General features: G+C 58.2%; 26 protein-coding genes. 11 read left to right on the top strand and 15 right to left on the bottom strand.

What is annotated here, in order from left to right; all coding sequences use genetic code 11:
- Positions 1-2: 2 nt before the first annotated feature.
- Positions 3-929, bottom strand: a complete 927-nt coding sequence (prmB, locus tag ACMG4N_RS12145) for a 50S ribosomal protein L3 N(5)-glutamine methyltransferase (protein ID WP_414431840.1) — start codon at positions 927-929, stop codon at positions 3-5.
- A 295-nt stretch (positions 930-1,224) separates the two neighbouring features.
- On the opposite strand from prmB, the gene ACMG4N_RS12150 reads away from it, so the two are divergent.
- The 5 genes from ACMG4N_RS12150 to ACMG4N_RS12170 all read left to right on the top strand — a co-directional run bounded on the left by ACMG4N_RS12150 (position 1,225) and on the right by ACMG4N_RS12170 (position 5,593).
- Positions 1,225-1,605, top strand: coding sequence for a hypothetical protein (locus ACMG4N_RS12150; protein WP_297764296.1), 381 nt, complete (start codon positions 1,225-1,227; stop codon positions 1,603-1,605).
- Positions 1,602-2,081: an EVE domain-containing protein gene (locus ACMG4N_RS12155; protein ID WP_297764298.1), complete on the top strand. Its 480-nt coding sequence runs from the start codon at positions 1,602-1,604 to the stop codon at positions 2,079-2,081. The genes ACMG4N_RS12150 and ACMG4N_RS12155 overlap by 4 nt, the downstream gene beginning before the upstream one ends.
- Before the next feature lie 173 nt (positions 2,082-2,254).
- Complete coding sequence (locus ACMG4N_RS12160; protein ID WP_272974625.1) at positions 2,255-3,550, top strand: ammonium transporter; 1,296 nt, start codon at positions 2,255-2,257, stop codon at positions 3,548-3,550.
- Complete coding sequence (locus tag ACMG4N_RS12165; protein ID WP_297764304.1) at positions 3,547-4,164, top strand: hypothetical protein; 618 nt, start codon at positions 3,547-3,549, stop codon at positions 4,162-4,164. The genes ACMG4N_RS12160 and ACMG4N_RS12165 overlap by 4 nt, the downstream gene beginning before the upstream one ends.
- A 100-nt stretch (positions 4,165-4,264) precedes the next feature.
- The gene (locus tag ACMG4N_RS12170) at positions 4,265-5,593 is read left to right on the top strand and encodes a dicarboxylate/amino acid:cation symporter (protein ID WP_297764307.1); all 1,329 of its coding nucleotides are present in this window, start codon (positions 4,265-4,267) and stop codon (positions 5,591-5,593) included.
- On the opposite strand, the gene ACMG4N_RS12175 is transcribed toward ACMG4N_RS12170, so the two are convergent.
- Positions 5,578-5,787 (bottom strand): hypothetical protein, encoded by a 210-nt coding sequence (locus ACMG4N_RS12175; RefSeq protein WP_297764310.1) that lies wholly within the window; start codon positions 5,785-5,787, stop codon positions 5,578-5,580. The genes ACMG4N_RS12170 and ACMG4N_RS12175 overlap by 16 nt on opposite strands.
- Positions 5,788-5,888: 101 nt before the next feature.
- On the opposite strand from ACMG4N_RS12175, the gene ACMG4N_RS12180 reads away from it, so the two are divergent.
- Positions 5,889-6,689, top strand: coding sequence for an SDR family NAD(P)-dependent oxidoreductase (locus ACMG4N_RS12180; protein WP_297764313.1), 801 nt, complete (start codon positions 5,889-5,891; stop codon positions 6,687-6,689).
- Positions 6,690-6,858: 169 nt separating this feature from the next.
- Here ACMG4N_RS12180 and ACMG4N_RS12185 read toward each other — a convergent pair whose 3' ends face one another.
- The 6 genes from ACMG4N_RS12185 to ACMG4N_RS12210 all read right to left on the bottom strand — a co-directional run bounded on the left by ACMG4N_RS12185 (position 6,859) and on the right by ACMG4N_RS12210 (position 11,930).
- Positions 6,859-7,368 (bottom strand): DUF2505 domain-containing protein, encoded by a 510-nt coding sequence (locus tag ACMG4N_RS12185; RefSeq protein ID WP_297764316.1) that lies wholly within the window; start codon positions 7,366-7,368, stop codon positions 6,859-6,861.
- Positions 7,365-8,453 (bottom strand): diguanylate cyclase domain-containing protein, encoded by a 1,089-nt coding sequence (locus ACMG4N_RS12190; RefSeq protein ID WP_297764319.1) that lies wholly within the window; start codon positions 8,451-8,453, stop codon positions 7,365-7,367. Before ACMG4N_RS12190 ends, ACMG4N_RS12185 begins: the two co-directional genes overlap by 4 nt.
- Complete coding sequence (locus ACMG4N_RS12195; protein ID WP_297764322.1) at positions 8,446-9,399, bottom strand: hypothetical protein; 954 nt, start codon at positions 9,397-9,399, stop codon at positions 8,446-8,448. The genes ACMG4N_RS12190 and ACMG4N_RS12195 overlap by 8 nt, the downstream gene beginning before the upstream one ends.
- A gap of 300 nt (positions 9,400-9,699) precedes the next feature.
- Positions 9,700-10,161 (bottom strand): MaoC family dehydratase, encoded by a 462-nt coding sequence (locus ACMG4N_RS12200; protein WP_297764325.1) that lies wholly within the window; start codon positions 10,159-10,161, stop codon positions 9,700-9,702.
- 108 nt (positions 10,162-10,269) lie between these two features.
- A complete protein-coding gene (locus ACMG4N_RS12205; RefSeq protein WP_297764328.1) occupies positions 10,270-11,118 on the bottom strand; it encodes an alpha/beta fold hydrolase in 849 nt (282 codons plus the stop codon).
- Positions 11,118-11,930, bottom strand: a complete 813-nt coding sequence (locus tag ACMG4N_RS12210) for an alpha/beta fold hydrolase (protein ID WP_297764330.1) — start codon at positions 11,928-11,930, stop codon at positions 11,118-11,120. Before ACMG4N_RS12210 ends, ACMG4N_RS12205 begins: the two co-directional genes overlap by 1 nt.
- 300 nt (positions 11,931-12,230) lie before the next feature.
- Here ACMG4N_RS12210 and xthA point away from each other — a divergent pair, with 300 nt between their 5' ends.
- From xthA to ACMG4N_RS12230, 4 genes are read left to right on the top strand one after another with little or no spacing between them, the layout of a single operon-like run.
- Positions 12,231-13,046 carry an exodeoxyribonuclease III gene (gene xthA / locus ACMG4N_RS12215; protein ID WP_297764332.1) on the top strand — a complete coding sequence of 272 codons (816 nt, stop codon included), beginning with the start codon at positions 12,231-12,233 and terminating at the stop codon, positions 13,044-13,046.
- 3 nt (positions 13,047-13,049) lie between these two features.
- A complete protein-coding gene (locus tag ACMG4N_RS12220; protein WP_297764334.1) occupies positions 13,050-14,075 on the top strand; it encodes an ion transporter in 1,026 nt (341 codons plus the stop codon).
- A gap of 51 nt (positions 14,076-14,126) precedes the next feature.
- On the top strand, positions 14,127-14,630 hold the full coding sequence (locus ACMG4N_RS12225; protein ID WP_035244105.1) for a two-component system response regulator: 504 nt from the start codon (positions 14,127-14,129) through the stop codon (positions 14,628-14,630).
- 52 nt (positions 14,631-14,682) lie between these two features.
- Positions 14,683-15,897 (top strand): serine/threonine-protein kinase, encoded by a 1,215-nt coding sequence (locus ACMG4N_RS12230; RefSeq protein ID WP_297764338.1) that lies wholly within the window; start codon positions 14,683-14,685, stop codon positions 15,895-15,897.
- Positions 15,898-16,227: 330 nt separating this feature from the next.
- On the opposite strand, the gene sixA is transcribed toward ACMG4N_RS12230, so the two are convergent.
- From sixA to ACMG4N_RS12255, 5 genes are all read right to left on the bottom strand, one after another.
- Entirely contained in the window at positions 16,228-16,704 is a 477-nt protein-coding gene (gene sixA, locus ACMG4N_RS12235; protein WP_035244101.1) for a phosphohistidine phosphatase SixA, read from the bottom strand.
- A complete protein-coding gene (locus ACMG4N_RS12240) occupies positions 16,701-17,732 on the bottom strand; it encodes an NAD(P)H-dependent glycerol-3-phosphate dehydrogenase (protein ID WP_297764432.1) in 1,032 nt (343 codons plus the stop codon). Before ACMG4N_RS12240 ends, sixA begins: the two co-directional genes overlap by 4 nt.
- 204 nt (positions 17,733-17,936) lie before the next feature.
- Complete coding sequence (htpG, locus tag ACMG4N_RS12245; RefSeq protein ID WP_297764341.1) at positions 17,937-19,790, bottom strand: molecular chaperone HtpG; 1,854 nt, start codon at positions 19,788-19,790, stop codon at positions 17,937-17,939.
- A 72-nt stretch (positions 19,791-19,862) separates the two neighbouring features.
- On the bottom strand, positions 19,863-20,765 hold the full coding sequence (locus tag ACMG4N_RS12250; RefSeq protein WP_297764343.1) for a TIGR01777 family oxidoreductase: 903 nt from the start codon (positions 20,763-20,765) through the stop codon (positions 19,863-19,865).
- Positions 20,762-22,387: a hypothetical protein gene (locus ACMG4N_RS12255; protein ID WP_414431846.1), complete on the bottom strand. Its 1,626-nt coding sequence runs from the start codon at positions 22,385-22,387 to the stop codon at positions 20,762-20,764. Before ACMG4N_RS12255 ends, ACMG4N_RS12250 begins: the two co-directional genes overlap by 4 nt.
- 499 nt (positions 22,388-22,886) lie before the next feature.
- Between ACMG4N_RS12255 and ACMG4N_RS12260 the strand changes: the two genes are divergently transcribed.
- Positions 22,887-23,123, top strand: coding sequence for a PA3496 family putative envelope integrity protein (locus ACMG4N_RS12260; protein WP_035244089.1), 237 nt, complete (start codon positions 22,887-22,889; stop codon positions 23,121-23,123).
- Between the two features lie 166 nt (positions 23,124-23,289).
- Here the strand turns inward: ACMG4N_RS12260 and sucD are convergent, their stop codons facing one another.
- Positions 23,290-24,165 carry a succinate--CoA ligase subunit alpha gene (gene sucD, locus ACMG4N_RS12265; RefSeq protein WP_272962660.1) on the bottom strand — a complete coding sequence of 292 codons (876 nt, stop codon included), beginning with the start codon at positions 24,163-24,165 and terminating at the stop codon, positions 23,290-23,292.
- Positions 24,162-25,331 (bottom strand): ADP-forming succinate--CoA ligase subunit beta, encoded by a 1,170-nt coding sequence (gene sucC, locus ACMG4N_RS12270; protein ID WP_286827256.1) that lies wholly within the window; start codon positions 25,329-25,331, stop codon positions 24,162-24,164. Before sucC ends, sucD begins: the two co-directional genes overlap by 4 nt.
- Positions 25,332-25,366 lie beyond the last annotated feature (35 nt).

Genomic DNA, 25,366 nt, shown 5'->3' on the forward strand with positions numbered 1-25,366 from the left:
GCTCAGGAAGAAAACTGTTCGCGGTATTCTAGCAGCTGTTGGCGGGTAAGCATGAATACCCCGTGACCACCGCGCTCGAATTCGAACCAGAAGAAGGGCACCTGCGGCCACTGGTTGACCATGGCTTCCCAGCTATTGCCCACCTCCACGATCAATACCCCGTGTTCGGTAAGCTTATCAGGGGCCTCACGCAGCAGGCGGCGGGTAAAGTCCAGGCCGTCATCGCCGGAGGCCAGCGCCAGTTCCGGTTCGTGGCGGTATTCATCCGGCAGGCTGGCCATATCCTGTGCGTCCACATAGGGCGGATTGGAGACGATCAGGTCGTAGGGGCCATCCACCTGGGCCAGGCCATCAGAATGCAGAGCTCTCACCTGCCCTTCCAGGCCATGGCGGCGAATATTGTCTTCGCATACCGCCAGCGCCTCTTCACTGATATCGCTGCCGTCCACCCTCGCCTGCTCAAACGCGTAGGCACAGGCAATGGCAATACAGCCGCTGCCAGTACACAGATCCAGCACCGCATGGACCTGCCCAGGCTCCACCCAGGGAGTGAAGGATTGCTCGATCAGCTCCGCCAACGGCGAGCGTGGAATCAGGACGCGCTCGTCCACGTAAAAAGGTAGCCCGCAGAACCAGGCTTCATGGGTCAGATAAGGCACTGGCACCCGATCGTTCACCCGCCGACACAGCAGGTCCAGGTAGTCACTGACTTCAGAGGGCAACAAACGGGCATCGAGAATGCGGGGATCGCTATTCAGCGGTAGTGACAAGGTGTGCATCAACAAGGCCAGCGCCTCGTCCCAGGGATCATCATTGCCGTGGCCAAAGAAAACCTCGCCGGCACGCAGGGCACTCTCACCAAAACGCAGGCAATCCCTGACTGTCTGCAGGGCAATAACGGCTTCTTTATGTTGTTGCGGGCTAATCACGGCATCCTCCTCGAGCAGGCGGCGAAGATTAGCATAGAATCCGCCATGAAAGCCTGCCAGACGGTAACTTGTTGGCCAGGAGACAGGTATGCTCGTTATCCTGGAAATGGTGTCAGTTAGCCGCAATATCGACATGACAGAATCAAGTGCCATCATTTCAGCGACAACAGGATTGCGTATAAACTGCGGGCTACCCTGAATGCCCCGGCAGCACTCACAGAGCATAAAGGCGCAGCCTGCAGCGCACGCTGAGAACACAAGAGGCTTGCCAACAGCCCGAGATGAAAGGTTAAGCATGACTGCAGCTACGGTGTCACAAGACGGCCCCTTCACCCTGGTGGATCTGAAAAACGGCACCCTGGTGGACATGCGTGTGGAATTGTCGATCTATCGCCAGCGACTGACCCTGTTCAACATGAATCGTCAGCGCAAACAGCTTGCGATCTATGTAGGTCGCATCTGCGGGCTGGACTTTACCGCTGCCCGGTACGCCTGCGGTGAAGACTTCGAGCAGATTACTGAGGCCAAGGTATTGGTGCTGGAAAGTGTCCTCAACCGTACCTTTGCCAACATGATGCTGTCCCTGAACAAACCACAATTCCCGGTCTACGTGTGTGGCAGCCTGGCACAGGCCAAGGCATGCCTGCAGGAAAATCACCCCCGGGAGGAACAGTGAGCGCGATCTGGTTACTGAAAACCGAACCCGACACCTTTTCCATTGATGACCTGCGTGCCTGCACTGACGGCACCAGCGGCTGGGACGGCGTGCGCAATTACCAGGCGCGCAATCGTCTGCGCGACGAGATGCACGAAGGTGATTGCGTGCTGATCTATCACTCCAGTTGCGCGCAACCGGCCATTGTCGGCGAAGCCTGCGTGGTCAGTGCCCCCTACCCGGACCCCAGCCAGTTTGAAGAAGACTCAGCCGGGTTCGACAAGCGCAGCAGCCGCGAACAACCACGCTGGTATCAGGTGGATATCCGTTATCTGTGTACCTATCCGCAACCCCTGTCGCTGAAAACCCTTCGTCAGTACGCTGAATTTGCTGATATGGAACTGGTTGTTCGCCCTCGCCTGTCGGTACAGAAAGTCACCGAACGTCAGTTTCAGCGAGTCCAGCAGCTCTGTATGCCGGAAAACATCAGCGCCTGACAGGCAAGCGAACCAGTGCGGTGCACAGTGCCGCACCATTGCAAGACTTCGCCCCAAAACCGCGCAGGCAGATACGAAAAAAGCACGACATCACCGCGGATACCCTCTCTCACCGGCTTGGCACAACGGTTGCAATTGCCTCTTCGTCACTACTCACGAATGGGGTTCATACCATGCCACAGCGCCGCTTACCCTGGTTTGCCTTACTGCTTCTCCCCGGCCTGGCCAGGGCGGATTCGCTCAGTGCCGTTGATACGGTCTGGATTGCCGTGGCTGCCGCCCTGGTGTTCTTCATGCAAGCGGGCTTCGCCCTGCTGGAAAGTGGCATGAGCCGCGCCAAGAATGCACTTAACGTGGTGATGAAAAACTACATGGACTTGTGCGTGGGCACCCTGGTGTTCTGGGCTGTGGGGTTTGGCGTGATGTTCGGCACCAGTAGCACCGGCTGGTTTGGTGAAGACCAGTTCATGCTCAGCCACGCCGACGGCAGCACCTGGGCCATGCTGCTGTTCCAGATCATGTTTGCTGCCACCGCCGCTACCATCGCCTCCGGCGCCATGGCAGAACGCACCCGTTACGTTGGCTACCTGTGCGGGGCCATTGTCATTACCGGGCTGATCTATCCGCTCTACGGCCACTGGGCCTGGAACAGTGAGGGTTGGCTGGCCAAACTCGGCTTTATTGATTTTGCCGGTTCTACGGTGGTGCACAGCATCGGCGGCTGGTGCGCCCTGGCCGGCGTGTTGGTGGTTGGCCCACGACTGGGCCGCTTTGACCGTCACGGCCAGCCCCGTACCATCCCGGGGCATAACCTGTCCTACGTGGCCCTGGGTGGTTTTATCCTCTGGTTCGGCTGGTTCGGTTTCAATGGCGGCTCCACCCTGGCTGCCAGCGTGGATATTGCCAAGGTGAACCTGAATACCCAACTTGCCGCCGCCGCCGGCGCGGTGGGCAGCGTGATCTACCGCATGGTCAGCCGCCGACCGATTCTGTTGACGGAAACCGTTAACGGCAGCCTGGCTGGTCTGGTGGCAGTCACCGCCGGCTGCGCCGTGATGACCCCTGGCTTTGCTGTCCTCACCGGCCTGGTCGCCGGCGCGCTGGCAGCTTTCGGGGCGAGAATGTTGCTGGCGTTGCGTCTCGATGATGTGGTCGGCGCGGTGCCGGTACATGCCTTCGCCGGTGCCTGGGGCACCCTGGCCGCTGGCCTGTTCTATGATGGCGACCTGTTCAACCCGGAACGGATTACCGTGCAGCTGCTGGGCATCGTGGTGGCATTTGGCTGGGCCTTCTTCACTGCCCTGGTGATGTACATGCTGGTGTCGCTACTCACTGGCCTGCGGGCACCGGCCCTGCATGAACAACGTGGCCTGGACCTGAGCGAACATGCGGAAAGCGGCTATCCGGAGTTCCCCCAGAACACGCTCTACAACAGTGAACTGACCCGCTCGGCGGAGTCTCGTCCATGAGCCAGGAACTTCAACGTCGTCGGCGTGCCATCGCCACCGGGCTAACGCCCTACATGAACGAACCTCTGCTGCTGGAGGCAATCAGCCTCTGGCAACAAACCTATGCCGAACGCCCTCGTTTTTCCCTGCAGGGTTTTGTCAGTGAGCTGTGCCAGTTGTTCGACCTGGGTGAGCGCCGGCATCAGATCCATATGAGCCTGGTGCAGGCCATGACTCTGTCGGAACAGGAACTGGCCGACGATCCGCTGGCCGAAAGCGATGACAATCCCGCCCGGGAACACCCCTGCAGCCAGGCTTTCGAGCTGATCATGCGCGCGCTGTGGCAAGGCATCGGTGCCCGGGCCGCCAGCCAGTTACGCCTGGACCTGGCGGCCCAGCTTCGCAGCAACGAGATCGGCGCGGAAATTCGCCTGACCATGGAATACTGGTTGCAAGCTCCGGAACGCCCCCTGGCACCGCTGGCCCTGAACGCCCTGCGCGATCAACTGAATCGGACCTATGTACTCCTCTGCGAACGCCTTGGCCCGGTGGAAGCGGACCAGCACCTGAAAGCGGCTTACCAGGAAAGTCTGCGCACGGCGCCTAATCCGGCCGCCCTGCGCCAGCTGCTGTGACATTTTCCTGCCATTTCAGCCATGTGACACCAGAGAGGATCAGGTAGTCTTGTAACCCTGTTCGCGCGTTGAGTCATAACAACAGCCGATAGGGACGACCATGAAACTGCATCACCAGATCTTTATTGCCATGTTGGCCGGCGCCCTTGTCGGCAGTCTGACCGCTGAGACCAGCACCTTGTTCGGAGTACCGGTATTGGCCGGTTACGACCTGGTGGGCAGTCTGTTCATCAATGGCTTGAAAATGGTGGTCGTGCCCCTGATTGTCACCGCCATCATCAACGGCATGACCAGCGTCGGGGATGGCAAGAACCTGGGGCGCATGGGACTGAAGACGGTGGCTCTGTACATGACCACCACCGTGGTCGCGGTGACCATCGGGCTGATTGTCGTCAATCTGTTCAGCCCCGGAGTGATCGACGGCCAACCGGCCCGAGACCTACTGGGCCTGGCCAGTGATACCGAGGCCGTGCTGGCCGGCATCGAAGGGCGAGGCGCCGGGGATTTCACCCAGATCCTGATGCAGATGCTGCCTCCCAACCTGATTGCTGCCGCTGCCGATGGGCAAATGCTTGGCCTTATCGTGTTCGCCCTGTTGTTCGGCTATTTTCTACGTACCGAGCGTAATGATGCCGGCCGCAGTCTGCGTGATCTGATTGAGGGGATTTATCAGGTGGTGATGAAAATCACCATGCTGGTTATTCGCTTCACACCGTTGGGGGTGTTCGCCCTGATTGCCGCCACGGTGACCCGCACCGGCCTTGATGCCATTGAGCCGCTGGCCTGGTTTTTCGTTTCGGTGGTCGTCGCACTCACCCTGCATGCCTTTGTTTTTATGCCGGCACTGGTGTTTTTCCTGGCCCGACGCTCACCGTTTCGGCACATCCAGGCCATGACACCGGCCCTGCTCACCGCTTTTTCCTCGGCCAGCTCCGCAGCTACCCTGCCGTTGACCATGGAATGCGTGCAGAACCGTGCCGGGGTATCACAACGGAGCAGCAGCTTCGTGCTGCCACTGGGGGCTACCGTCAACATGGACGGCACCGCTCTCTATGAGTGCGTGGCAGCCATGTTTATCGCCCAGGCCTATGGCATGGACCTGTCCCTGGCAACACAATTCATGATCGTGATAACCGCAGTGCTCACCTCCATCGGCGTGGCCAGTATTCCGGCCGCTTCCCTGGTGGCAATCACCGTAATACTGGCCGCCATCGGTCTACCGGCGGAAGCCATCGGCCTGATTCTGGTCACCGACCGGCTACTGGACATGTTCCGCACCGCGGTCAACGTCTGGGGCGACAGTGTGGTCACCGTGGTGCTGGCACGCAGCGAAGGGGAAGAACAGGTGTTGCAGAGGCCGGTAGCCGACGCAGAGAGAATGGCGCAGGCGGCAAGCGCCCACGCCGGGCAAGGTCAAACTGACAGGTGATGGTCGCGGTTGTCCCAGTCACGCTTGATGGCCACCGCCGCACTGCCAACGACCGGCACCATGGCGGCAAACGCCAGCATGGCCGGGAACAGATTTTTCCCCTGATCGGCCAGACCGGCTACCATCAGCACGGTGAACAGAACAGCCACAACCAGAGCGAAAATGTCTTTACTGATACGAGAGATAGTAGTCATGGGAAACGCTCCTCTTAAATTGTTTTAGTGAACACATGTTAACTCACAAGAATAGAAAGTCAACACCTGTTCACTTTCAGTGATTATTTCCCGGAGATCCCTTGAAACATCAGCCTACCCTGCTTATCAGCAATGCCTGCTCCGAACTTGGTCAGGCCCTGGTCAGTGACGCTGCCGAGCATTTTCGGGTGGCCCTGGCAGACGCTGATGGGCAGCTCGGAAACCAGCTGTGTGCCAACCTGCACGGCGCTGGTCGAGAAGCCCTTTTTCTGGATTGTCTTCCCGGCAGTGCCCGCGACCGTCAACGGGGTGTAGAACGAGTGCTACGTCGCTGGCAACAGTTGGATACCGTGATCAGCTTGCCCGCACCACTGACCCTCGGCCCTTTCGAGGCGACCCAGACAGCACACTGGCAGCGGGTGCTGGACGAGCAACTAATGGATACGGTGAACTTGTGCCAGAGCGCGATCAGCGCCATGCACCGCCAGGAACAAGGGGGCCGGATTCTCAATGTGGTGCCGGAATACGGCATCCTGCCAGGGCCTTTGGCTAGCGCCCAGAGCGCTGCCAGCGCCGCCATCGTGGCCCTGGGAGAAAGCCTGCACAGTGAGTTGCACAGTAGTTGTATCAGGGTGACCACCCTGGTGATCCCCCTGTATCAGGAGCAGGCCAGCAGCCTGTGCGCCACCGACCCGCTTAGCGACGCCCGCTTCCAGCGCAAGATTGCTCGCAGCCCGGTCAGCCGAGAGGAGCTCAGCCAGCAAATCCTGAATGCCCTGGACAGTGATAACGCTCTGCACATCGCCTCCGGCTATACCCGGGCCAAATGGCGCCGCAAACGCTGGTTCAGAAAGCGCTGGGAGCGAGCCTTGCGGGAGTTAGGGGCGAGGTATCGGCGTTAAGAGCGAAAGACTGGTTTCACCACAGAGGGCACAGGGGGCACTGAGAAAGATCAACAGCCCTGCCCGTCCCTCGCCGCTTTCCACTTTGCCCGCGATAACATCGCAGTCATAGCTCGATTTTCACTCAGTGTTCCCTGTGCCCTCTGTGGTAAAAACTATTACAGCCACATCAGGCAAACTGCTCTACGTAACGCAGCGTATGCCGGTAATCGCCTGCCAGAGCATCGTCGATTTTCGGCGCTACCAGATCCACCAGTTTCCTGCCCACCAGGGGAACCGATGAGGTAATTTCCACCTGGGTTTGCTGGATGGACTGGGACTCACCGTCGGCCTCGAGCCGCATGGTGCCACTGATTTTCATCGGCACATTGCCAAGTTGAAAGCGATAGCGGGCTTGATAGCAACCCGCCCGGCCGGTGGCTTGCCACAGGAATTCCGTCAACAGGTCAGCCTGACTGGGCAGCAAACGCCGCGCAAATGACGGCACCTTGTCGGTGCGAATCTGTATCGGCTGCACGATCTGTATCAGCAGACCTTCTCCCGTCTCCTGGAAGGCCTGGAAACTGTAGTCATTTACTTTGCCCCATTCGAACCGTTGTTCGAAATAAGCCTTGCTGGTGAGAATCTCATAAAGCCGGTCCACGCCGACGGGAAATTCCCGGTCAACCATTACCTTCATGCTGTCTCCTGACCCGCCGGCGTCTGCTTAATCAATTTCAACAGGGGCGCCAGCTGGCGTTTCAATTCCGGCAATGCATTCACCACCACACGGGGCTTGCCTGCCCGCAACAGGGTGAGTGCCTGCTCTATGGTTATCGAGGGCGCCGCCTGGGCGGTGGCCAGAGGCTCATCGGGGCCATCTCTGACCACCGCCCCTGGCCCGGCCAGCCGCGCCTTGCTCATCTGTTCATCCAATACCGCCTGTACCTGGCGGGGCATCAGGCCGGTATGCGCGGTGGGCGTATGAATGACCACCGACAGCGGCAATTGCTGTGCCTGGCCGCGAAATTGAAACGCCAGCTTTTCGCTGACCTTCAACGCCCGCTCGACAAAACGCTGGGCGCCATTGGCACCGGCACTGGGCAGCAGAATGGTAAATTGGGCTACGCTGCTTCTTGCCAGCGAATCCTCCTTGCGTACCACTCCCCGCATCAATTGCGCCATTTTCATCAGCACCATATCGGTTCTGCGTTTACCGAGCTGTACGAAAAGTTGATTGAATTGGTAAATCTCCAGTTGCACAACCGATAACGGGATCTGCTGACGACTGGCCAGCGCCAGCTCCTGGCGCAGGCGATGCTGCAGATAACGACGGTTACCCAGTCGGGTGAGCGGATCGATCATGGCCTGGCGAGCCAGCTCCTTGCGCTCACGCTGGTAGTGGGCATGGGCACGAGCACGGGCCAGAAGATCGGTGGAATTGAACGGTTTGCTGATGAAGTCGGTGCCGCCCAGACGCAGGGCTTCGCTGCGTGTTTCCTCATCGTTCTCGGCACCGGTAACGATGATCACCGGCAGGCCGGCAATGCCGTCATCCTCACTGGTGCGTATTTTTTTCAGTAACGTAAAGCCATCCATTTCCGGCATGGCCAGGTCGGAAAAGACCACGCTGATGGTCGGGTTGTGGCAGATCATTTCCCAGGCTTCGACGCCGTTTTCCGCGACTTCCACACGGAATTCCCTGCCCAGCATTTTGTCTGCGGCAAGACGCATCACCTTCGAGTCATCGACAAACAACAACACCGGCTTGTTTTTGTTATCCATGTGGCTTCATTCCCTTTTTTACCACGGACAGCGCCCCTTTCGGGCCGGGCTCTCGCCCTCGCACATACCCGTAAAGCCGGGAGCTACGCTGACAAAAATCCCCGCGCGCAATGGCAGGTAAATAATGTTCGTTGAGAAGATGCCCGGGGCGGTCGGCCAGGCAATAGACGGTGCCGGCGGTGCTGTCCAGATGGGAAAGGATGCCGATCTGCGCCAAATAATCACGCCCGTTGGCAAAGTGTTCCACATAGGGCACCGGGTGACCGGCCGCAAGCGTAAGCTGCGGATCGATTTCCAGGCTATCAGCCACCCCACCGATACAATAGATTTCCAGCTTTTTGACCAGCTGCCGGGCGCTCGGGTGACGTAACAGCTTGCGCACGATATAGCTGGCCACAATGGTGCCCTGGGAATGGCAGACCAGTACCACCTGATCATTATTTTCAAGCGCTTCCATCAGGATATTCAACGCCGGGCGCGACAGCTTGCCGTCCTTGCGAAGGGTGCGTGCGGTAATCGACTCGGCCAGATCGCGGATCAGTCCCCAGGTAGGGGTATGAATCAGGTGCACAGGGCGGCGAAAAATCCGTGCGATCTCGCTGGCATTGAGCAGTGCCACTGGCCCGGCCGTTCCCATGCCATTGATGAAGAACCAGCGCGAAGAGCGCGCTTCATGGGTGGCCCGCGGAGGATGGCAGACCAGGGTGCCCTGGCTGATGGATTCCCGGGTGGCCGGCACCAGCAACTGCAAGAGCGAGAACAGGGCCTCACCACGGCTGGAGTAGGATGACCAGGCCAGTTCCGAGCGAACACCTGGCTCCCGGCCCAATGGCAGAACCATGCGGGGAATATCCGCTGCATGGGTCAGGCTAAGGCGAAGATCACGTCGGATGGCAGAACGGTTATCTACCAGACGGCGAAGCCATTGTCGGGGACGGTGCAACATTGGGAAGCCCTGATACGGGGTGATGACAAATTCGCTCTAATACGAAAGTTCCCCCGTACAGTACGTCGAAATGCGGTATTTTGCCAGCAGCAATAACGGCCAGCACAACAACTCAACTTGAACCAAATCAGCAGCTTATTTGATCAACCTTGTGTAGAACCCGAACTTTCAAGGCTCATGGCGGTTATCTCTGAAGAGCAAGATGTGCGATAAAAAAACAGGCCTGCCGTGCACAAAACGACAGACCTGACCAGGAGACCTTGTGATTCTCTCAACAGGCTCTTTATGGCGCTATTTGTCTCAAACGAAGTACATCAGCAACCATTCGGCAACCAGTGCCGGCTTATCCTCTCCTTCGATTTCCACAGTAAAGGCGAATTTCAGCAACCACTGCCCTTCCCGCTTTTCTGTGGCATCCAGCAAGGTGGCCACCGCTCGAACCCGCTTTCCCTGTTTTACCGGCGCCATGAATCGCAGCTTGTCGAAGCCGTAATTCATGGCCATTTTCATGCCTTTGGGCATCAAGAACCCATCAATGGAAGCTTGCAGATAAGGCAGCAGAGACAGAGTCAGATAACCGTGTGCAATGGTGGTGCCGAAAGGGGTGTTCTTGGCCTGATCCGGATCCACATGAATGAACTGATGATCCAGGGTCGCGTCAGCAAAAGCGTCAATCCTGTCCTGATTTATCTGGAACCAGTCGGAGGCTCCCAGTTCCTTGCCTACGTAATCGGTCAGCGAGGCTACCTCAACCACTTTCATCGTAACGCGCTCCTTGAATACATTTTTTCTGAAGCTTAGCGAGCCTGAGCAAGGCAATACATGACCCTTTCAGGCACTGGCCCGGACAGGTCTGGTGCTTTTGGTCAGTCAGCGGTTATTGCCATCAAGAAAGGTATTCATTGCCTCTGCCACGGCCTCCGGCGCTTCCATATGCAAATGATGCCGCCCCGCTAACCGCACCACGGTGGCGTCCGGCAACCAGTCCAGTCGGTGATCGAACATGCCGTTGCCGCCCATGCCCTGCTCACCGAGAATCAGGCAAACCGGTGCCTGAATGGCACGAACAAAGCCCTCCACCTGTTCTTCAGTGAGCCGCAACGACGAGGTCAGCCGCAGGCGGCTGTCCGCCCGCCAGGTCCAGCCATCGTTCACCGGCATCAGGCCACGCTCACTCAGCAACGCAGACGCCTCACGGCTGAGGCCACCGAAACCGCGGGTGCGTGCCTCAACCGCGTCGGCAATGTCCGCGTACACCGGCTTACGCTTGTCTGCCAGCGCCATCATGTCATCCAGCGCCTTGCGCAAGGTGCTGGCCACGTCCTTACCGGGCGTGCTGGGCGGGCCCAATCCTTCAATCAGGACCAGCCGGGAGACCCGATCCGGAAACGCTGCCGCAAACAGGCAGGCAATCCCCGCCCCCATTGAGTGGCCAACCAGTGTAAAGCGTTGCCAGCCGAGCTGATCTGCCACCGCCAGCACATCACGCACATGATCCACCAGGTGGGTTACCACACCGTCCGGGCGATGATCGGAATGACCATGGCCGGAAAAATCCAGCGCCACCATGGGACGTTGCCATTGCGCTGCCAGCGGAATATAGGAAGCGGCATTGTCCAGCCAGCCATGCAGAGCCAACACCGGCTCGCCCTCACCGTCCCAGCTGAGGGCGGCCAGGGTCTGTCCGAAAACGTGAAATTGTTTCTCTTTTGCGGCCATTAACTCGCCTCCCCCTGTTGCAGCGTTTGCAGGGTTTCGCGGAACAGGGCCAGGGTCTGTTCAGGCTTCTCCAGTGGATACATGTGCGACCCATCAGCAAGGCGGTGAAGCATGCCGTGGCGGCGCACATGGCGGCGTGCGCTATCGAGAAACGGGGACGGCGACCCCTTGCCGGTAATAATCGCCCCCGGCACTTTCAGCCTGGGCATGCGTGTGGCGGCCGTGGGCGTATGCCGAAAAATATCCACTTCCACCTCCGGGCGAAAACGCAATCGCCAGCCGCCCTCCCAGGGCTCCAGACCCGCGCGCAGATAATCTGCCAGGCAACGTGGATCAAAGGCCCTGAACAGGCCGCGTGAGGAAAAGTAGCTCTCCACGGCGTCCCAGTTCGGCCAGTAATCCAGCCGCCCCTTGCTCTTGCCCGCCGGTGTCACGCGGTCAATCATGCCGGTCAGCTTCGCGGCGTGCATCATCACTCCGTGCCAACCATTCATCATTGGCGGGTCCAGCATGATCAGCGCGGAAAACCATTGCGGGCGCCGTTGCGCCACCAGGTACATGACGACCGACCCCAGCGAATGTCCGGCTCCAACCAGCGGCTTGGGCAGGGATTCGAGCCTGGCTTCCAGCTCCAGGCTGAGGCTGTGCCAGTCCGCATCCACCGGGTAAGCCGGGTTGTGGCCCAGACGGTCAATGATGATGACATCGAACTCGTCCGCCAGGGGCGCCAGAAAGGTGTCATAGCTATGGCCGGGAATGCCGTTGGCGTGGGCAAAGACCAGCGTCTGGCGACCGGCAGAAATTGCTGACATGGTGTCTCCCTGAATTGGGCACGAAAACAAAAGAGACATGATAGCCGCAACTGTTCACCCCGGACCATGTCCGATAACGCCACAGAGTGGTCTGCCAGTGGTTCATTCGGGAAGCTGTGTGACAAAGGAGCAAAACCAAAGTGTTCAGATCAAGGCGAGAAAGCGCAGGACTAGTGGGCTAATTCAAGCTTTCTCAACACAGAGCTGGGCACTTTGGCGACGCGAACTGTTACAGAGCATTCCGGATGAACCGCTAGGTCATCTTTTGTTGGTGTACAATGCCCGCACAAAGGAGGCTCCATGACCCTGATTTCATTCAACATCAATGGTATTCGCGCCCGTTTGCACCAGTTGCAGGCAGTCATCGATAAATATCAGCCGGCTCTGATCGGCCTGCAGGAAACCAAGGTCCATGACCCGGAGTTTCCCGAGCAGGCGGTTCGTGACATGGGCTACCACCCCTACTATTTTGGCCAGAAAGGCCACTATGGCGTGGCACTGATTACCCGCGAACCGCTGGAATCGGTTCAGTACGGCTTTCCCACCGATGATGAAGACGCCCAGCGACGCATGATCATCGGCACCCTGCGTCATACCGATGGCTCTGCCATCACCGTTCTCAACGGCTATTTTCCCCAGGGCGAAAACCGCGAGCACCCGCTGAAATTTCCTGCCAAGGAAAAGTTTTATCAGGATCTGCAGAGCTACCTGGATAACCACCAGCAACCCGACCAGCAGGTGGCCGTCATGGGAGATTTCAATATTTCCTCCACCGATCTCGACATCGGCATCGGCGAAGCCAATCGCAAACGCTGGCTGCGCGAAGGCAAAACCAGCTTTCTGCCGGAAGAACGGGAATGGTGGCAACGCCTGATCGACTGGGGGCTAACCGATACCTTCCGGCACCAGAATCCAGACACTGATGACATCTTTTCCTGGTTTGACTACCGCTCCCGTGGCTTCGAGCGCGAGCCACGCCGGGGCCTGCGCATCGATACCGTACTGGCCACAGCCCCGCTGCTGGAAAAGCTCGATACCACCGGCGTGGACTATGACCTGCGCGGCATGGAAAAACCGTCCGACCACTGCCCAGTATGGGCCAGGTTTCGCGGCTAAGCCATGAAGATCAAACTGCACCCGGAAAAGCTAAAGCTCAATCTGGACACGGTCGGTTTTGTTATCGATCTGTTGATGATTGCCCTGGTCATCCTCAACCTTGGCCTGATCCTGTTCGACTGGCTTTTCCAGGTGCCGCCGGTACAAGGGTTTCTGGCCGATATGACGCCGGCATTCCATGCCTTCTACCGGGATACCATCCACAGCAATTTTCTGTTTTATGACCTCTGTTTCGTCGCTGTCTACCTGACCGAGTTCGTGATCCGCTGGATTGTCGCCATTGCCCGTAGCACCTACCACCGGTGGTTCTTCTACCCCTTTGCCCACTGGTATGACCTGCTCGGCTGTATTCCGGTGGGCAGTTTCCGCTGGTTGCGGATTCTACGTGTGGTTGGCCTGGTCATGCGTCTGCAGCGCATGGGCATTATCGACCTGTCACAAACCTGGCTGGGCCAGACTATCCTCAAGTATTACGGCATCGTGGTAGAGGAAGTCTCCGACCGGGTGGTGATCAATGTATTAAGCGGTGCCCAGCGAGAGATCGGTGGCGGCAGCCCGCTACTGCATCGTATCGAAACCCAGGTACTGGCACCGCGTCAGGAGAAGCTGGTGAGTTTTATCGCTACCCGGATCGCCGACGCCACCCAGAAAAGCCACGGCCAGTATCGCGATCAACTGGCGGAATATTTCGCCCACCTGACCGACGAATCGCTCACCCGAACCCAGGCCGGTAAACGCCTGGCGGCCATCCCCGTGGCCGGGCCACGGGCTATCGCCCTGCTCGGCGACGCCGTGCGCGAGACCGGTACCGCTTTCGTGGATCAATTGGTGGATGACCTGGCGTCACCCGCCAACCGACCCCAGCTGGAGCAACTTCTCCACGATCTGATCGGTGCCGCCAAGGGAGAAGGCGAGCAGCTCGACCAGCTGATCCGCGACACCTTGCTGGATGTGCTGGAACAGGTAAAAGCGCAGATGGCCGTGCAACAATGGAAGCTGGAAGAGCAAGACGGCCCCGAAAAAAGTTGATAACATCGAGTAAGACTAAAGTCTCAGCGACTACGCCAACCGGATCACATCATGAGTACCACTGCCGACTCCAGTGACGACAATTTGCAGCTACCTCGCTCCCGTATCCTGCTGGTGGATGACACGCCACAGAATCTGGTAGCACTCGAGGTGGTACTGGAAGACATGGACTGTGATCTGGACAGCGTGACCAGCGGCAATGCGGCCCTGGCCAAGCTCCTCAAGGAAGATTACGCCCTGGTCCTGCTGGACGTTCAAATGCCGGAAATGGACGGTTTCGAAGTAGCCGGCATCATGCGCTCCCATCAGCGCACCCAGAATGTGCCTATCATTTTTGTGACTGCGATCTCGAAAGAAACCCGCTTTGTGCAACAAGGTTATCGCAGTGGTGCCGTAGACTATCTGTTCAAGCCCATTGATCCGCAACTGTTGCAGAGCAAGGTCAGCTTCTTCCTCAGCCTCGATCAACAGAAGAAGCGACTGGAAGCGAAACTGGCCCAGGCCCGTCGCTCAGAAGCCGAAATGAAGGCGCTTTACGGTGAACCGCCCGAGTAAATGCCCACCGGGCCCGACAACAATAATCGGTCAGGACGACCTCGATAACAGCATGCCCATCAGACTTCCCGGATACCGTATTACCGAACGCCTTGGCAAGGGCGGCATGGCGCATGTCTTTCTCGCCACCCAGCATTCCTTTGAGCGTCAGGTTGCGATCAAGATACTCACCCCCTCCCTCGCCCTGGAACCACGCTTTGCCGAACGCTTTATGCAGGAAGCCCGCACTGTGGCCAGCCTCAATCATCCCCATATCGTACCGGTGTACGACGTCGGCGAGCACGAGGGTTACTATTACCTGAGTATGGAGTACGTGACCGGGGGCAGCCTGAAACAACGCATTCGCGATGGCATGGAGCCCAGGGACGCAGAAAACGTGCTGCGGCAATTGGCCGGCGCCCTGGACTACGCCGGCTTGCATGGCTTCATCCACCGGGACGTAAAGCCGGACAATGTGTTGTTCCGTGCCGACGGGTCTGCGCTGTTGATGGACTTCGGCATCGCCGCCAACATGCTGAGCGATACCAGCGTCACCGGCACTAACAGCGTCATGGGCACCCCCAAATACATGAGCCCGGAACAGCACCGCTCCCAGCCGCTGACACCACAATCCGACCTTTATTCCCTGGGCTGTGTGTTCTACGAAATGCTCACTGGCCAGCCGCCCTATCAGGGCGACGATGCCAGCACTATGGCCTTGGCCCACCTGCGTGAGCCGATACCCTTGTTGCCTGTCACACTCCGCCATTATCAGCCATTGCTGCGCCAGTTGCTGGCCAAGGCCCCGGCAGATCGCCCGGAAAGCGGCGCCGCTCTGGTTGACGCCCTCGACCACCTGGAATCCCCGGAGCATTACACCCGTGAACGGGCCCGCTACCGCCCACGGGAAGCCGGCATCAACGGTACCCTGGCACCACGGCTGCGGCTCAAGGAAACCAAGGCAGGAATGAGCTGGCGAGGCAATCTCTACCAGTACGACATTTATCTGGTGGCCGACGACTTCGAGCAGTTCCAGTCCCACTTTCCGGTACTGCGCTCTGCTCTGCAGGACTGGCACCGGCAAAGGGGCTCGCGCTGCAAGGGTGTCACCATCAAGGCGACCCTGCACCCGTGGATCAGTGGCCGGGTAAAGCAGTATCTCAAAGAGCTTCGTCAGTCAGAGGGGCTGGAATTTCTCGGTGGTCTGCCAATTCTGCTCAACCTGGTGGCCGCCGATGGTCAGCCCATTGAACGGTTAGCCTGGGAACCGGATTCTGAATCCAGTTAAAACCCAGTATCCACAATTTCACAAAGTAAAACCGTGTCATTACCCCTCGCGAACTCACTGTGAAAACAGGGTTTCTGCCGGGATAGCGATCGCCGAATAACAGACATAAAAAAAGCACCAACATAGGTTGGTGCTCGAGGATCTGCCTAAGTTGATGTGATGCAAGGAGACATCACATTCCCCCCCTTAGGGTGGTACCGATGACACCGTTCAGGAGTCTGCCATGCGTTCCAGTGTCATCAAGGTCAGGTTAGGGCAATCGCAAACAACCTGACCAGCGCCTATCGGCGAAAGGTACGCAACGCGTTATCAAGGGTAGGGTTTTCCGGATTAGCGGCCAGAAACGGCCTCGCCAGGGCTGCGTAACCACAACAGGCGGGCACCGGCTGCAGCGGCCACCTCCACATCCAGACAGGCCACGGTCCCCACATTGAAACCAATACGCTCGACCGAACCGGTCCAGCTTGCGGTCAACTGGGCCACCAACGGCATATGACTCACCAGCACGGCGTTATCTGCGGGCGGGTTGGCAAGCAACCAGTCAAAAAGCGCTTGCGGGTTGGCATCCGGCACTAGTTGCTCGCAGGTTTGTCGGGGCAAGCCACCATAGACCTGATCGATACAATCTGCGGTCTGCTGGGCGCGCACAAAAGGGCTTGCGATCAGCGCCGATACGGCGATTCCGCTGTCCCGCATGCCTTGCCAGTGGGCAAGCAGCGCCGCCCTGCCCGTCTCGGTCAATGGGCGCTGCGCATCGGTAGGAGCCCGGGAAACAGCCTGACCGTGGCGGCTGAGATAAAGCTTCATGCACTGGCTCCAGCGAGCTGGAATTCCACATCGTGCTTGTATTCCCCGCTCATCAACTGCTGGATAACCAGCTCCAGCGGCTGGCCATGGTAAACGATCTGATACAGGGCCGTAGCCAGGGGCATATAGACGTCCAGCTCCGCGGCCTTGTCCGCCACCAGCTTGATAGTGTTGATACCTTCAGCCGTTTGCCCCAGGCTTTCCACCGCCTCCTCAAGGCTCTTCCCCTGGCCTAGCTGGAAGCCCACCTGATAGTTGCGCGACAACGACGAACTACAGGTGGCGATCAGATCCCCCACCCCGGACAGTCCCAGGAATGTCATCGGGTTGGCACCCAACTCCACCGCAAAACGGCTCATTTCCGCCAGGGAACGGGTAATCATGAAGCTGCGGCTGTTTTCACCCACTCCGATGGCCGCGGCCATGCCGGAGGCCACCGCGTAAATATTTTTCAGGGCACCGCCCAGTTCCACGCCGTAGACGTCCGGGTTGTCATAGACGCGGAAGTAATCGCAGCTAAGTGCCGTCTGCACCACCTGGCACAACTCCTCATCGGGGCTGGCTACCACGGTGCCGCTAAATTTCTGCTCGACGATTTCCTTGGCCAGATTAGGGCCACTGAGCGCACCGATACGGGCGTGCGGCCACTCCTGCTGCAACACTTCGCTCATCAGCAGAAAGCCTTCGGAATAAATCCCCTTGGTACAGCTGATCACCATGGTGCCAGCTGGCACCCATTCCCTGGCCTGACGAAGAACGTCCACAAACGCCTTGCTGGGAATCGCCACAAACACCAGGGATGCCTGATCCAGTGCCTCTTCCAGACTGTCTGTGGCATTCACTCCCGCAGGCAATTCAGCACCGGGCAGATAGCGGCTGTTTTCCCGATCCAGATTGATCGCCGCAGCTGTTTCCGGGTCACGCACCCAGATATTCACCCGGTGGCCATTGGCGGCCAAAATGCTGGCCATGGCGGTGCCAAAACTGCCACCGCCCAGAATTGTTGCGTTATGTCTTTCCTGCTCCATACGGAACGCCTTGTATAGCAGCTTTTGAGGCATCATAAGCGCCCCCCGTCAGGGATACAACGCGGCAGAGCAGTTAACAGTGAACCGTGAATCGTTAACCGCTGCACGGAGAATTATTGTCATATCAGAACCGCAAGAGGCCGCGCCCATATCCTGGGCGCGGCCTCTTGCGGTTGGAAATAAGCTACCCTGATCGGGTCGCTGTTAACTGTTCACTGCCTTCACCAGCATTTCCTGCAGGCGTCGCGCGGTGGCCGCCGGATCTTTAGGCAACTGCCCTTCTGCCAACATAGCCTGATCGAGCAGCAGCGCGGCCAGGTCGTCGAACCGATCGCCCTCTTCCATCCCGGCCAACGCCTGCAACAAACCGTGGCTCAGATTCACTTCCAGCACCGGCTTATTCTCCGGCGCCGGTTGCCCTGCCGCTTCCAGCATGCGGCGCATCTGTGGTCCCAACTGATCTTCGGCCAACACCAGACACGCCGGGGAATCCACCAGACGGGAGGTCGCCCGCACAGTTTCTACCCGTTCTGCCAGTATGCTGCCAAGACGGCCAATCAGCGGATTATCGTTATCAGCCTTGTCTGTCTCTTCACCCAGGTCCAGCTCGCCACGAGCCGCATTGACCAGCTTCACATCCTTGTAGCTATCCAGGTAGCTGACCATCCACTCGTCCACCGGATCGCTGAGCAACAGCACCTCGATGCCCTTCTTGCGGAAGACTTCCAGATGGGGGCTGTTCTCTGCCGCTGACGGACTGTCAGCCAACAGATAATAAATCTTGTCCTGGTCAGCCGGCTTGTTCTCCAGGTACTGATCCAGCGACGTGGCCACCTTCCCCGGCTGATTGCTACTGGCAAAGCGCAACAGGGCGGCAACCGCTTCCTGATTGTCCCGGTCTTCGCCGATACCTTCCTTGATCACCTGACCAAACTGGGACCAGAAGGTGGCGTATTTTTCCTCATCATTGCCCAATTTCTTGAGCATCTGCAGCACCCGTTTGGTCAGCGCTGCACGGATTTTCTGTACCGGGCCATAGTCCTGCAACAGCTCGCGGCTTACGTTCAGAGGCAAGTTCGGGGCATCAATCACACCCTTGATAAAACGCAGGTACTGGGGCAGAAACTGCTGCGCATCGTCCATGATAAAGACACGCTGCACATAGAGCTTAAGACCACGATTGGCTTCACGGTGATACAGATCAAAAGGTGCCCGGGCCGGTATGTAAAGCAGGCTGGTATATTCCAGCTTGCCCTCAACCTTGTTGTGACTCCAACTCAGCGCATCCTGAAAATCGTGGCTGATATGCTTGTAGAAATTCTGATATTCCTCGTCACTGATCTCCTGACGGGGCCGCTGCCAGAGGGCCGTGGCGGAATTGAGGGTTTCTGTTTTTTCCTCCTCGTCGCCGTCTGCCGGGGTGACAAGCGTGATCGGAAAGGCGACGTGATCCGAATACTGGTTCACCACCTGACGCACCTTGAAGTCATCCAGAAACTCCCCGGCATCCTTGCGCAGATGCAGAATCACCGCCGTGCCCTGCTCTGTCCGGTCAATGGTCTCCACGGTAAACTCACCCTGGCCATCGCTTTCCCAGCGTACACCGGCGGAGACATCGGTACCGGCCTTGCGGCTTTCCACAGTTACCCTATCCGCGACAATGAATGCGGAATAGAAACCCACACCAAACTGACCGATCAGCTGGGCGTCCTTTTTCTGATCACCACTGAGCGAAGCGAGGAATTTTTCGGTGCCGGAACGGGCGATGGTGCCCAGGTTCTCGATCACCTCTTCCTCGTTCATGCCAATGCCGTTATCGGCGATGGTGAGGGTGCCCGCTTCCTTGTCTATCCGCAGGCTGATGGCCGGGTCGTTCCCTGACTCCAGTAACGACGGCTCATCCAGTGCCTTGAAACGCAGCTTGTCGCAGGCATCGGACGCGTTGGAGATTAATTCACGAAGAAAGATTTCCCGGTTGCTATACAGGGAATGAATCATCAGGTGCAGCAGGCGGGATACTTCCGCCTGAAAACCATGGGTTTGTTTTTCTGCAGACACGGCTGACTCCTCTGGGTTTAATCACCCGGGAGTAATAGGGGCAGCCGTGTTTTTTTCAAGGGGGAACAGGGATCAGCGCTTGATCTGATGAGCCAGGGCCGATCTCAGATCCGGAAAGCGGAACACGAAACCCTGTTGTTCCAGGCGCCGTGGGTAGACCCGCTGCCCGCCCAACAGGATCTCTGACTGCTCGCCCAGGCCGGCTCGCAGGGCCACTGAGGGCACTCGCAGAAAAGCCGGACGCTTGACCGCACTTGCCAGGGATCGATGGAACTCACGCTGGGTAACAGGTGCCGGTGCCGTGGCATTGAACACTCCATCAATCCCCGGGGTTTCCACAGCCCGGACCAGAATCGCCACCATGTCGTCGATGTGGATCCAGCTCAACCACTGACTACCATCGCCGAGCATGGCACCAAACCCGAGCCGGTAAACCGGTAGCAGCTTGCCAAGCATGCCGCCATCACGGCCCAACACAATACCGGTGCGCACCAGACACAACCGCACTCCCTGCCGGGACACTGGCCGTGCCGATTGCTCCCAGGCATCGCAGAGCAAGTAACCGAAATCACGCTTGCGGGCAGAGCTGTCTTCCGTCAGCTCCGCATTACCGGCATCCCCGTAGAAGCCCACCGCAGAGCCGGACACCATCACCGCCGGCTTGCGTTGCAATCTGGAGACCAGTGCCACCAGACCCTGGGTAACACCTATACGGGAATCAAACAGCACCTTTTTGCGACGCTCCGTCCAGCGCCCGGCAAACAGGCTTTCGCCGGCCAGGTTGATAATGCCGTCGATAGGATCATCATCGGCAATATCATCCAGGGACGACACGATACGGGTTTCCTCCGGCAACAGCTTGGCGACCCGTCTCGGACGACGACTGAGCACAACAAGATCGTGCCCATGGGCCGCCAGTCTCCGGCATAGGTGCTGGCCAATAAATCCACTGCCTCCGGTAATCAGTATCTTCAACGTGCTGCCTCAACCTTTTGAATGCTGTTCATGTCATAGAAGTATTCGATGTTGCCTGCTCCCATCGCCACACTCAAGGTCAAATGATCCTCGGTGACCGCCTGCAAAATTCCTGTACGGGTGGCGACGCCACTGGCGGTGATAGTGACGGATTTACCCACCAGGGCACGGAGCTCCTTCAGTTTCGCAGAAATTTCCTCAACAGGCTCCTCTGCCTTACTGACCTGCTGCGACGGTTGTTCAACCCGAGGGTCATTGTCGTAGACAACCTCCGCCTCCCCGTTGCCGTCGCCTTCTGATACCAGATCAACCCGTTGCCCATTGGACAACGTCAGTGATTTGAGCTCCTCTGCGGACACACTGCGCTCCACATTACCGCTACCCACATTCATGACCAGCCATAAGCGGTCTCCGCTGACACGGCGCAGCACCCCTTCCAGCTCACGGCCACTGCGAGTTTCCAGCAGTACCTTTCTGTCCATATAGGCAACAAGCTCCGGAAAGGTCTTCTCCACGGGCGGCACGGCCTGTACCTGTTCTGAGGGCGACGTTTCGAAAACGGGGGATCTCAGGGTTGCGCTGCCCTCCCGCGGCGGAGTAATCACCCGTGTTTCCATTGAGCCCGGGACCACGGCCCAACCCACTTCGCTCTTCTCCAGGCGCACATGCCGTTGTTCCACCGCACCGCTGGTCAAGACTACCTGGGACATTACCTGCCCAGTGGCCTCGGCGCGACGCAGCTGCACATGCTCCGCCTGCACGGATTCCAGCATCCCTTCCGGGAACTGGGTCGCCAGATACTCCTCTGCCACATAGGCGAGGGTGTCATCGTGGTCAAAATGCAAATCCACATTGCCATTACGATAGCGAAGATGATTGGAATACGCCGTGAAGTCACCGACCAGATAGCTTTTAAAGCTGTCCGGCATGACCAGCACCATGGAACCAGAAAGCTGATCAGTATCCAGCGGTGCCAACGCCAGCTCCAGACGGTAGCCACCGGAGAAAATGCGGGTTTCCGGATAGTCCTGCCCCTCCGGTTTCCAGGACAAATGCACCACCGCGGCCCCTTCATCGGATGGGTTCACCAGCATTGAACGGCGCTCGGTGATTGCTTCAGGGTCCCAACCCAGAAGAACGCGTACTTCCAGTTCCGGCAGGAAGCCTTTTCCCTGGCTGGCTGTCAGGACTCCGTCTATCAGCGCCACCCGGTCATAACGGAATTTTTTTCCATGCAAACGGCCAGACAGGGCTTTTCCCTGACCTTCTACAACCAGCAGCGCGGCCTCCTCAGAAGTCACAAATGCAGTACTGGTGGCCATATTATCGCCCCGCAAAACCTGGCCCGCCTGCCCCGCCAGGTTTTGTCGGGGAGCCTGTTCCAGCGGGCTCTGCCCGGTTGCCAGAAACAGCGCTACCCCTACCGCCGCCGTCAGCAAAGACGCTACTCGCCCCAGCGCCCACCAGCGATATTCTTCCCAGTGCTGCTGCACCTGACCCAGGCTTGCCAGGGGTAACAGGAAAAACAAGGCACTGTGTCCCCGGCTACCCGCCTCGTGCATCAGGCCAAGGGTGCTGATGATGAAGCCACTTACCCCAATAATGATCAGCAGTTCTGCCATCTTCTTATTCTCTCAACAGATGATTCTCTCAACGGAGCGTTGAATACGCTTCCGTGAAGCGTTGTTGGCGCTTTTGCCCTGCTAGCCAGCAATACGCATATGGCCTCTGCAGATTCTCGGCCAAGGTAACCGGGTGGCTGCACAAGCCGCCCTGCGGGACACGCCGGAACAGGCTCTGCAGGCTCCAGACGGAAAGGTCATCCCGATGCCTCCACTTTACAAAGCCGGGGCCGGGCATTCCAGCACTTAAGTGACTGATTTTTCTATCCAGTGGCCAGGCATGATCTCCATCACACTCCGCCCTGCGGCAGCCGGCCAGATCCGCTTGCTGCGCCGTCAGGTGCTCCAGCCACCACCACTTATCATCGGAAATAAAAAAAAACTTGTAAGCGGGAAAATCTGGAGATATACAGGCGCTGAGGACGTTAGGAAACCGGTGCCCCGGACCTGACTAGCCGATTAACAGGTTGTTTGAGGAGGTCAGACACAGGAGGCCACCATGAGTAACCATCGTAATGAGCAAGACCTTGATTCGGAAGATCTGCTGATGAACGAAGATTTCGATATCCTGGATGACGACGTGGACGATGAAGAACAAGAGGAACGCAGCGCGCGCTCCCGTGCGTTCAACATGGACATGCGTCATCGCATCGAAGATCGTCTGGAGGCCCGTCGCCTGAAAAAGGAACTCAACGAGTACGAGTTCTTCGATCTGGACGACGATATTCTCCACTGAAGGGCGCTGCTCACACTATTTCTATGGCCCCTGTGGAGGGTTCAAACCGGGAGGAAAAGGCTGACCCCTTTTCCCACTGCCAGAGACTATAGAAATAGTGTGGGCAAACCCCACAAAAAAGGCCGGCGAAATGCCGGCCTTTTTTGTGTATCAGCGAAGGATTGTATTACCAGCCAGTCGCTTCTTTCACGGCCTTACCAATTTCCGCAGGGTTACGTACGGTTTTCACACCGGCCGCTTCCAGGGCGGCAAACTTCTCGTCCGCCGTGCCTTTGCCGCCGGCAATGATAGCGCCGGCATGGCCCATACGCTTGCCCGGAGGCGCGGTCACACCGGCGATATAGCTCACTACCGGCTTGGTCACGTGCTCCTTGATATAGGCAGCCGCTTCGTCTTCCGCGGTGCCACCGATCTCGCCGACCATGACAATGGCTTCGGTCTGCGGATCGTTCTGGAACAGTTCCAGAGCATCAATAAAGGTGGTGCCGGGGATCGGATCGCCGCCAATACCGATACAGGTAGACTGGCCAAAACCCAGTTTGGTGGTCTGATTGACCGCCTCATAGGTCAGGGTGCCTGAACGCGATACGATGCCCACTTTGCCCGGCTGGTGGATATGCCCCGGCATGATGCCGATCTTGCACTCACCCGGGGTAATCACGCCAGGACAGTTGGGGCCGATCAGACGCACACCGCCCTTGCGGGTGATGTATTCCTTCACGTACAACATATCCAGCGCCGGGACACCCTCGGTGATGCAGACGATCAGTTCGATGCCAGCATCGGCAGCTTCGAGAATGGAGTCCTTGCAGAACGGTGCCGGCACATAGATCACACTGGCAGTGGCGCCGGTTTCGGCAACCGCCTCGGCCACGGTGTTGAACACCGGCAGGCCCAAATGCGTCTGGCCGCCCTTACCCGGGGTCACACCACCCACCATCTTGGTGCCGTATTCGATAGCCTGCTCGGAGTGGAAGGTGCCCTGGCTGCCGGTGAAACCCTGGCAGATCACTTTGGTGTTCTTGTCGATCAGTACGCTCATGCGGCACCTCCCACTGCTTTTACTACCTGCTCGGCAGCATCATCAAAACTTTGCGCGGCGATAATGTTCATGCCGCTTTCCGCCAGCTTCTGGGAGCCCAGCTCCGCGTTGTTACCTTCCAGACGAACGACCACCGGCACGGTGACACCCACCTCTTCCACGGCACCAATGATGCCCTCGGCAATCAGGTCGCAACGAACAATACCGCCGAAGATGTTCACCAGCACGCCTTTCACCTGATCATCGGAGAGAATGATCTTGAAGGCTTCGGTAACTCGCTCCTTGGTGGCACCGCCGCCCACGTCCAGGAAGTTGGCCGGCGCACCGCCTTTCAGCTTCACCAGGTCCATGGTGCCCATGGCCAGGCCAGCACCATTGACCATGCAACCGATGTTGCCGTCCAGTGCCACGTAGTTCAGATCCCACTCGGCCGCACGACGCTCACGCTCGTCTTCCTGACTGGGATCTTCCAGGGCCTTGATATCCGGGTGGCGGTACAGCGCAGAGCCATCCACGTTGATCTTGGCGTCCAGGCAATGCAGATCGCCCTGGTCCGTGATCACCAGCGGATTGACTTCGATCAGCGCCAGATCCTTGTCCTCAAACAATTTCGCCAGGCCAACAAAGATCTTTGCGAACTGCCCAACCTGTTTCCCTTCCAGGCCAAGCTTGAAAGCAATGTCACGGGCCTGATAGGGCTGCGCACCGACCAGCGGATCGATTTCCGCACGCAGGATTTTTTCCGGGGTTTCTTCGGCAACGGTTTCAATGTCCACGCCACCTTCAGTGGAGGCCATGAACACAACGCGCCGGGAGGCACGGTCAAACACCGCACTCAGGTACAGTTCCTTGGCGATGTCGGTGCAGGTTTCCACCAGGATCTTGGACACCGGCTGACCATGCTCATCGGTCTGGAATGTGACCAGGTTTTTACCCAGCCACTTTTTGGCAAACTCCGCCGCTTCTTCCGGGCTGTTCACCAGTTTCACGCCACCGGCCTTACCCCGGCCACCGGCGTGTACCTGGGCTTTTACCACCCACTTTTCACCACCAATTTCTTTGGTTTTGGCTGCGACCTCTTCCGGAGTATCGCAGGCGAAACCGGTAGAAACTGGCAGACCATAATCAGCAAAAAGCTGCTTTGACTGATATTCATGGAGATTCATGCCAATACTTCCATATCAATGAATGAGTGGCGCCC

Origin of the sequence: Alcanivorax sp. IL2 (genome assembly GCF_047495475.1) — a bacterium.
Classification (GTDB): domain Bacteria; phylum Pseudomonadota; class Gammaproteobacteria; order Pseudomonadales; family Alcanivoracaceae; genus Alcanivorax.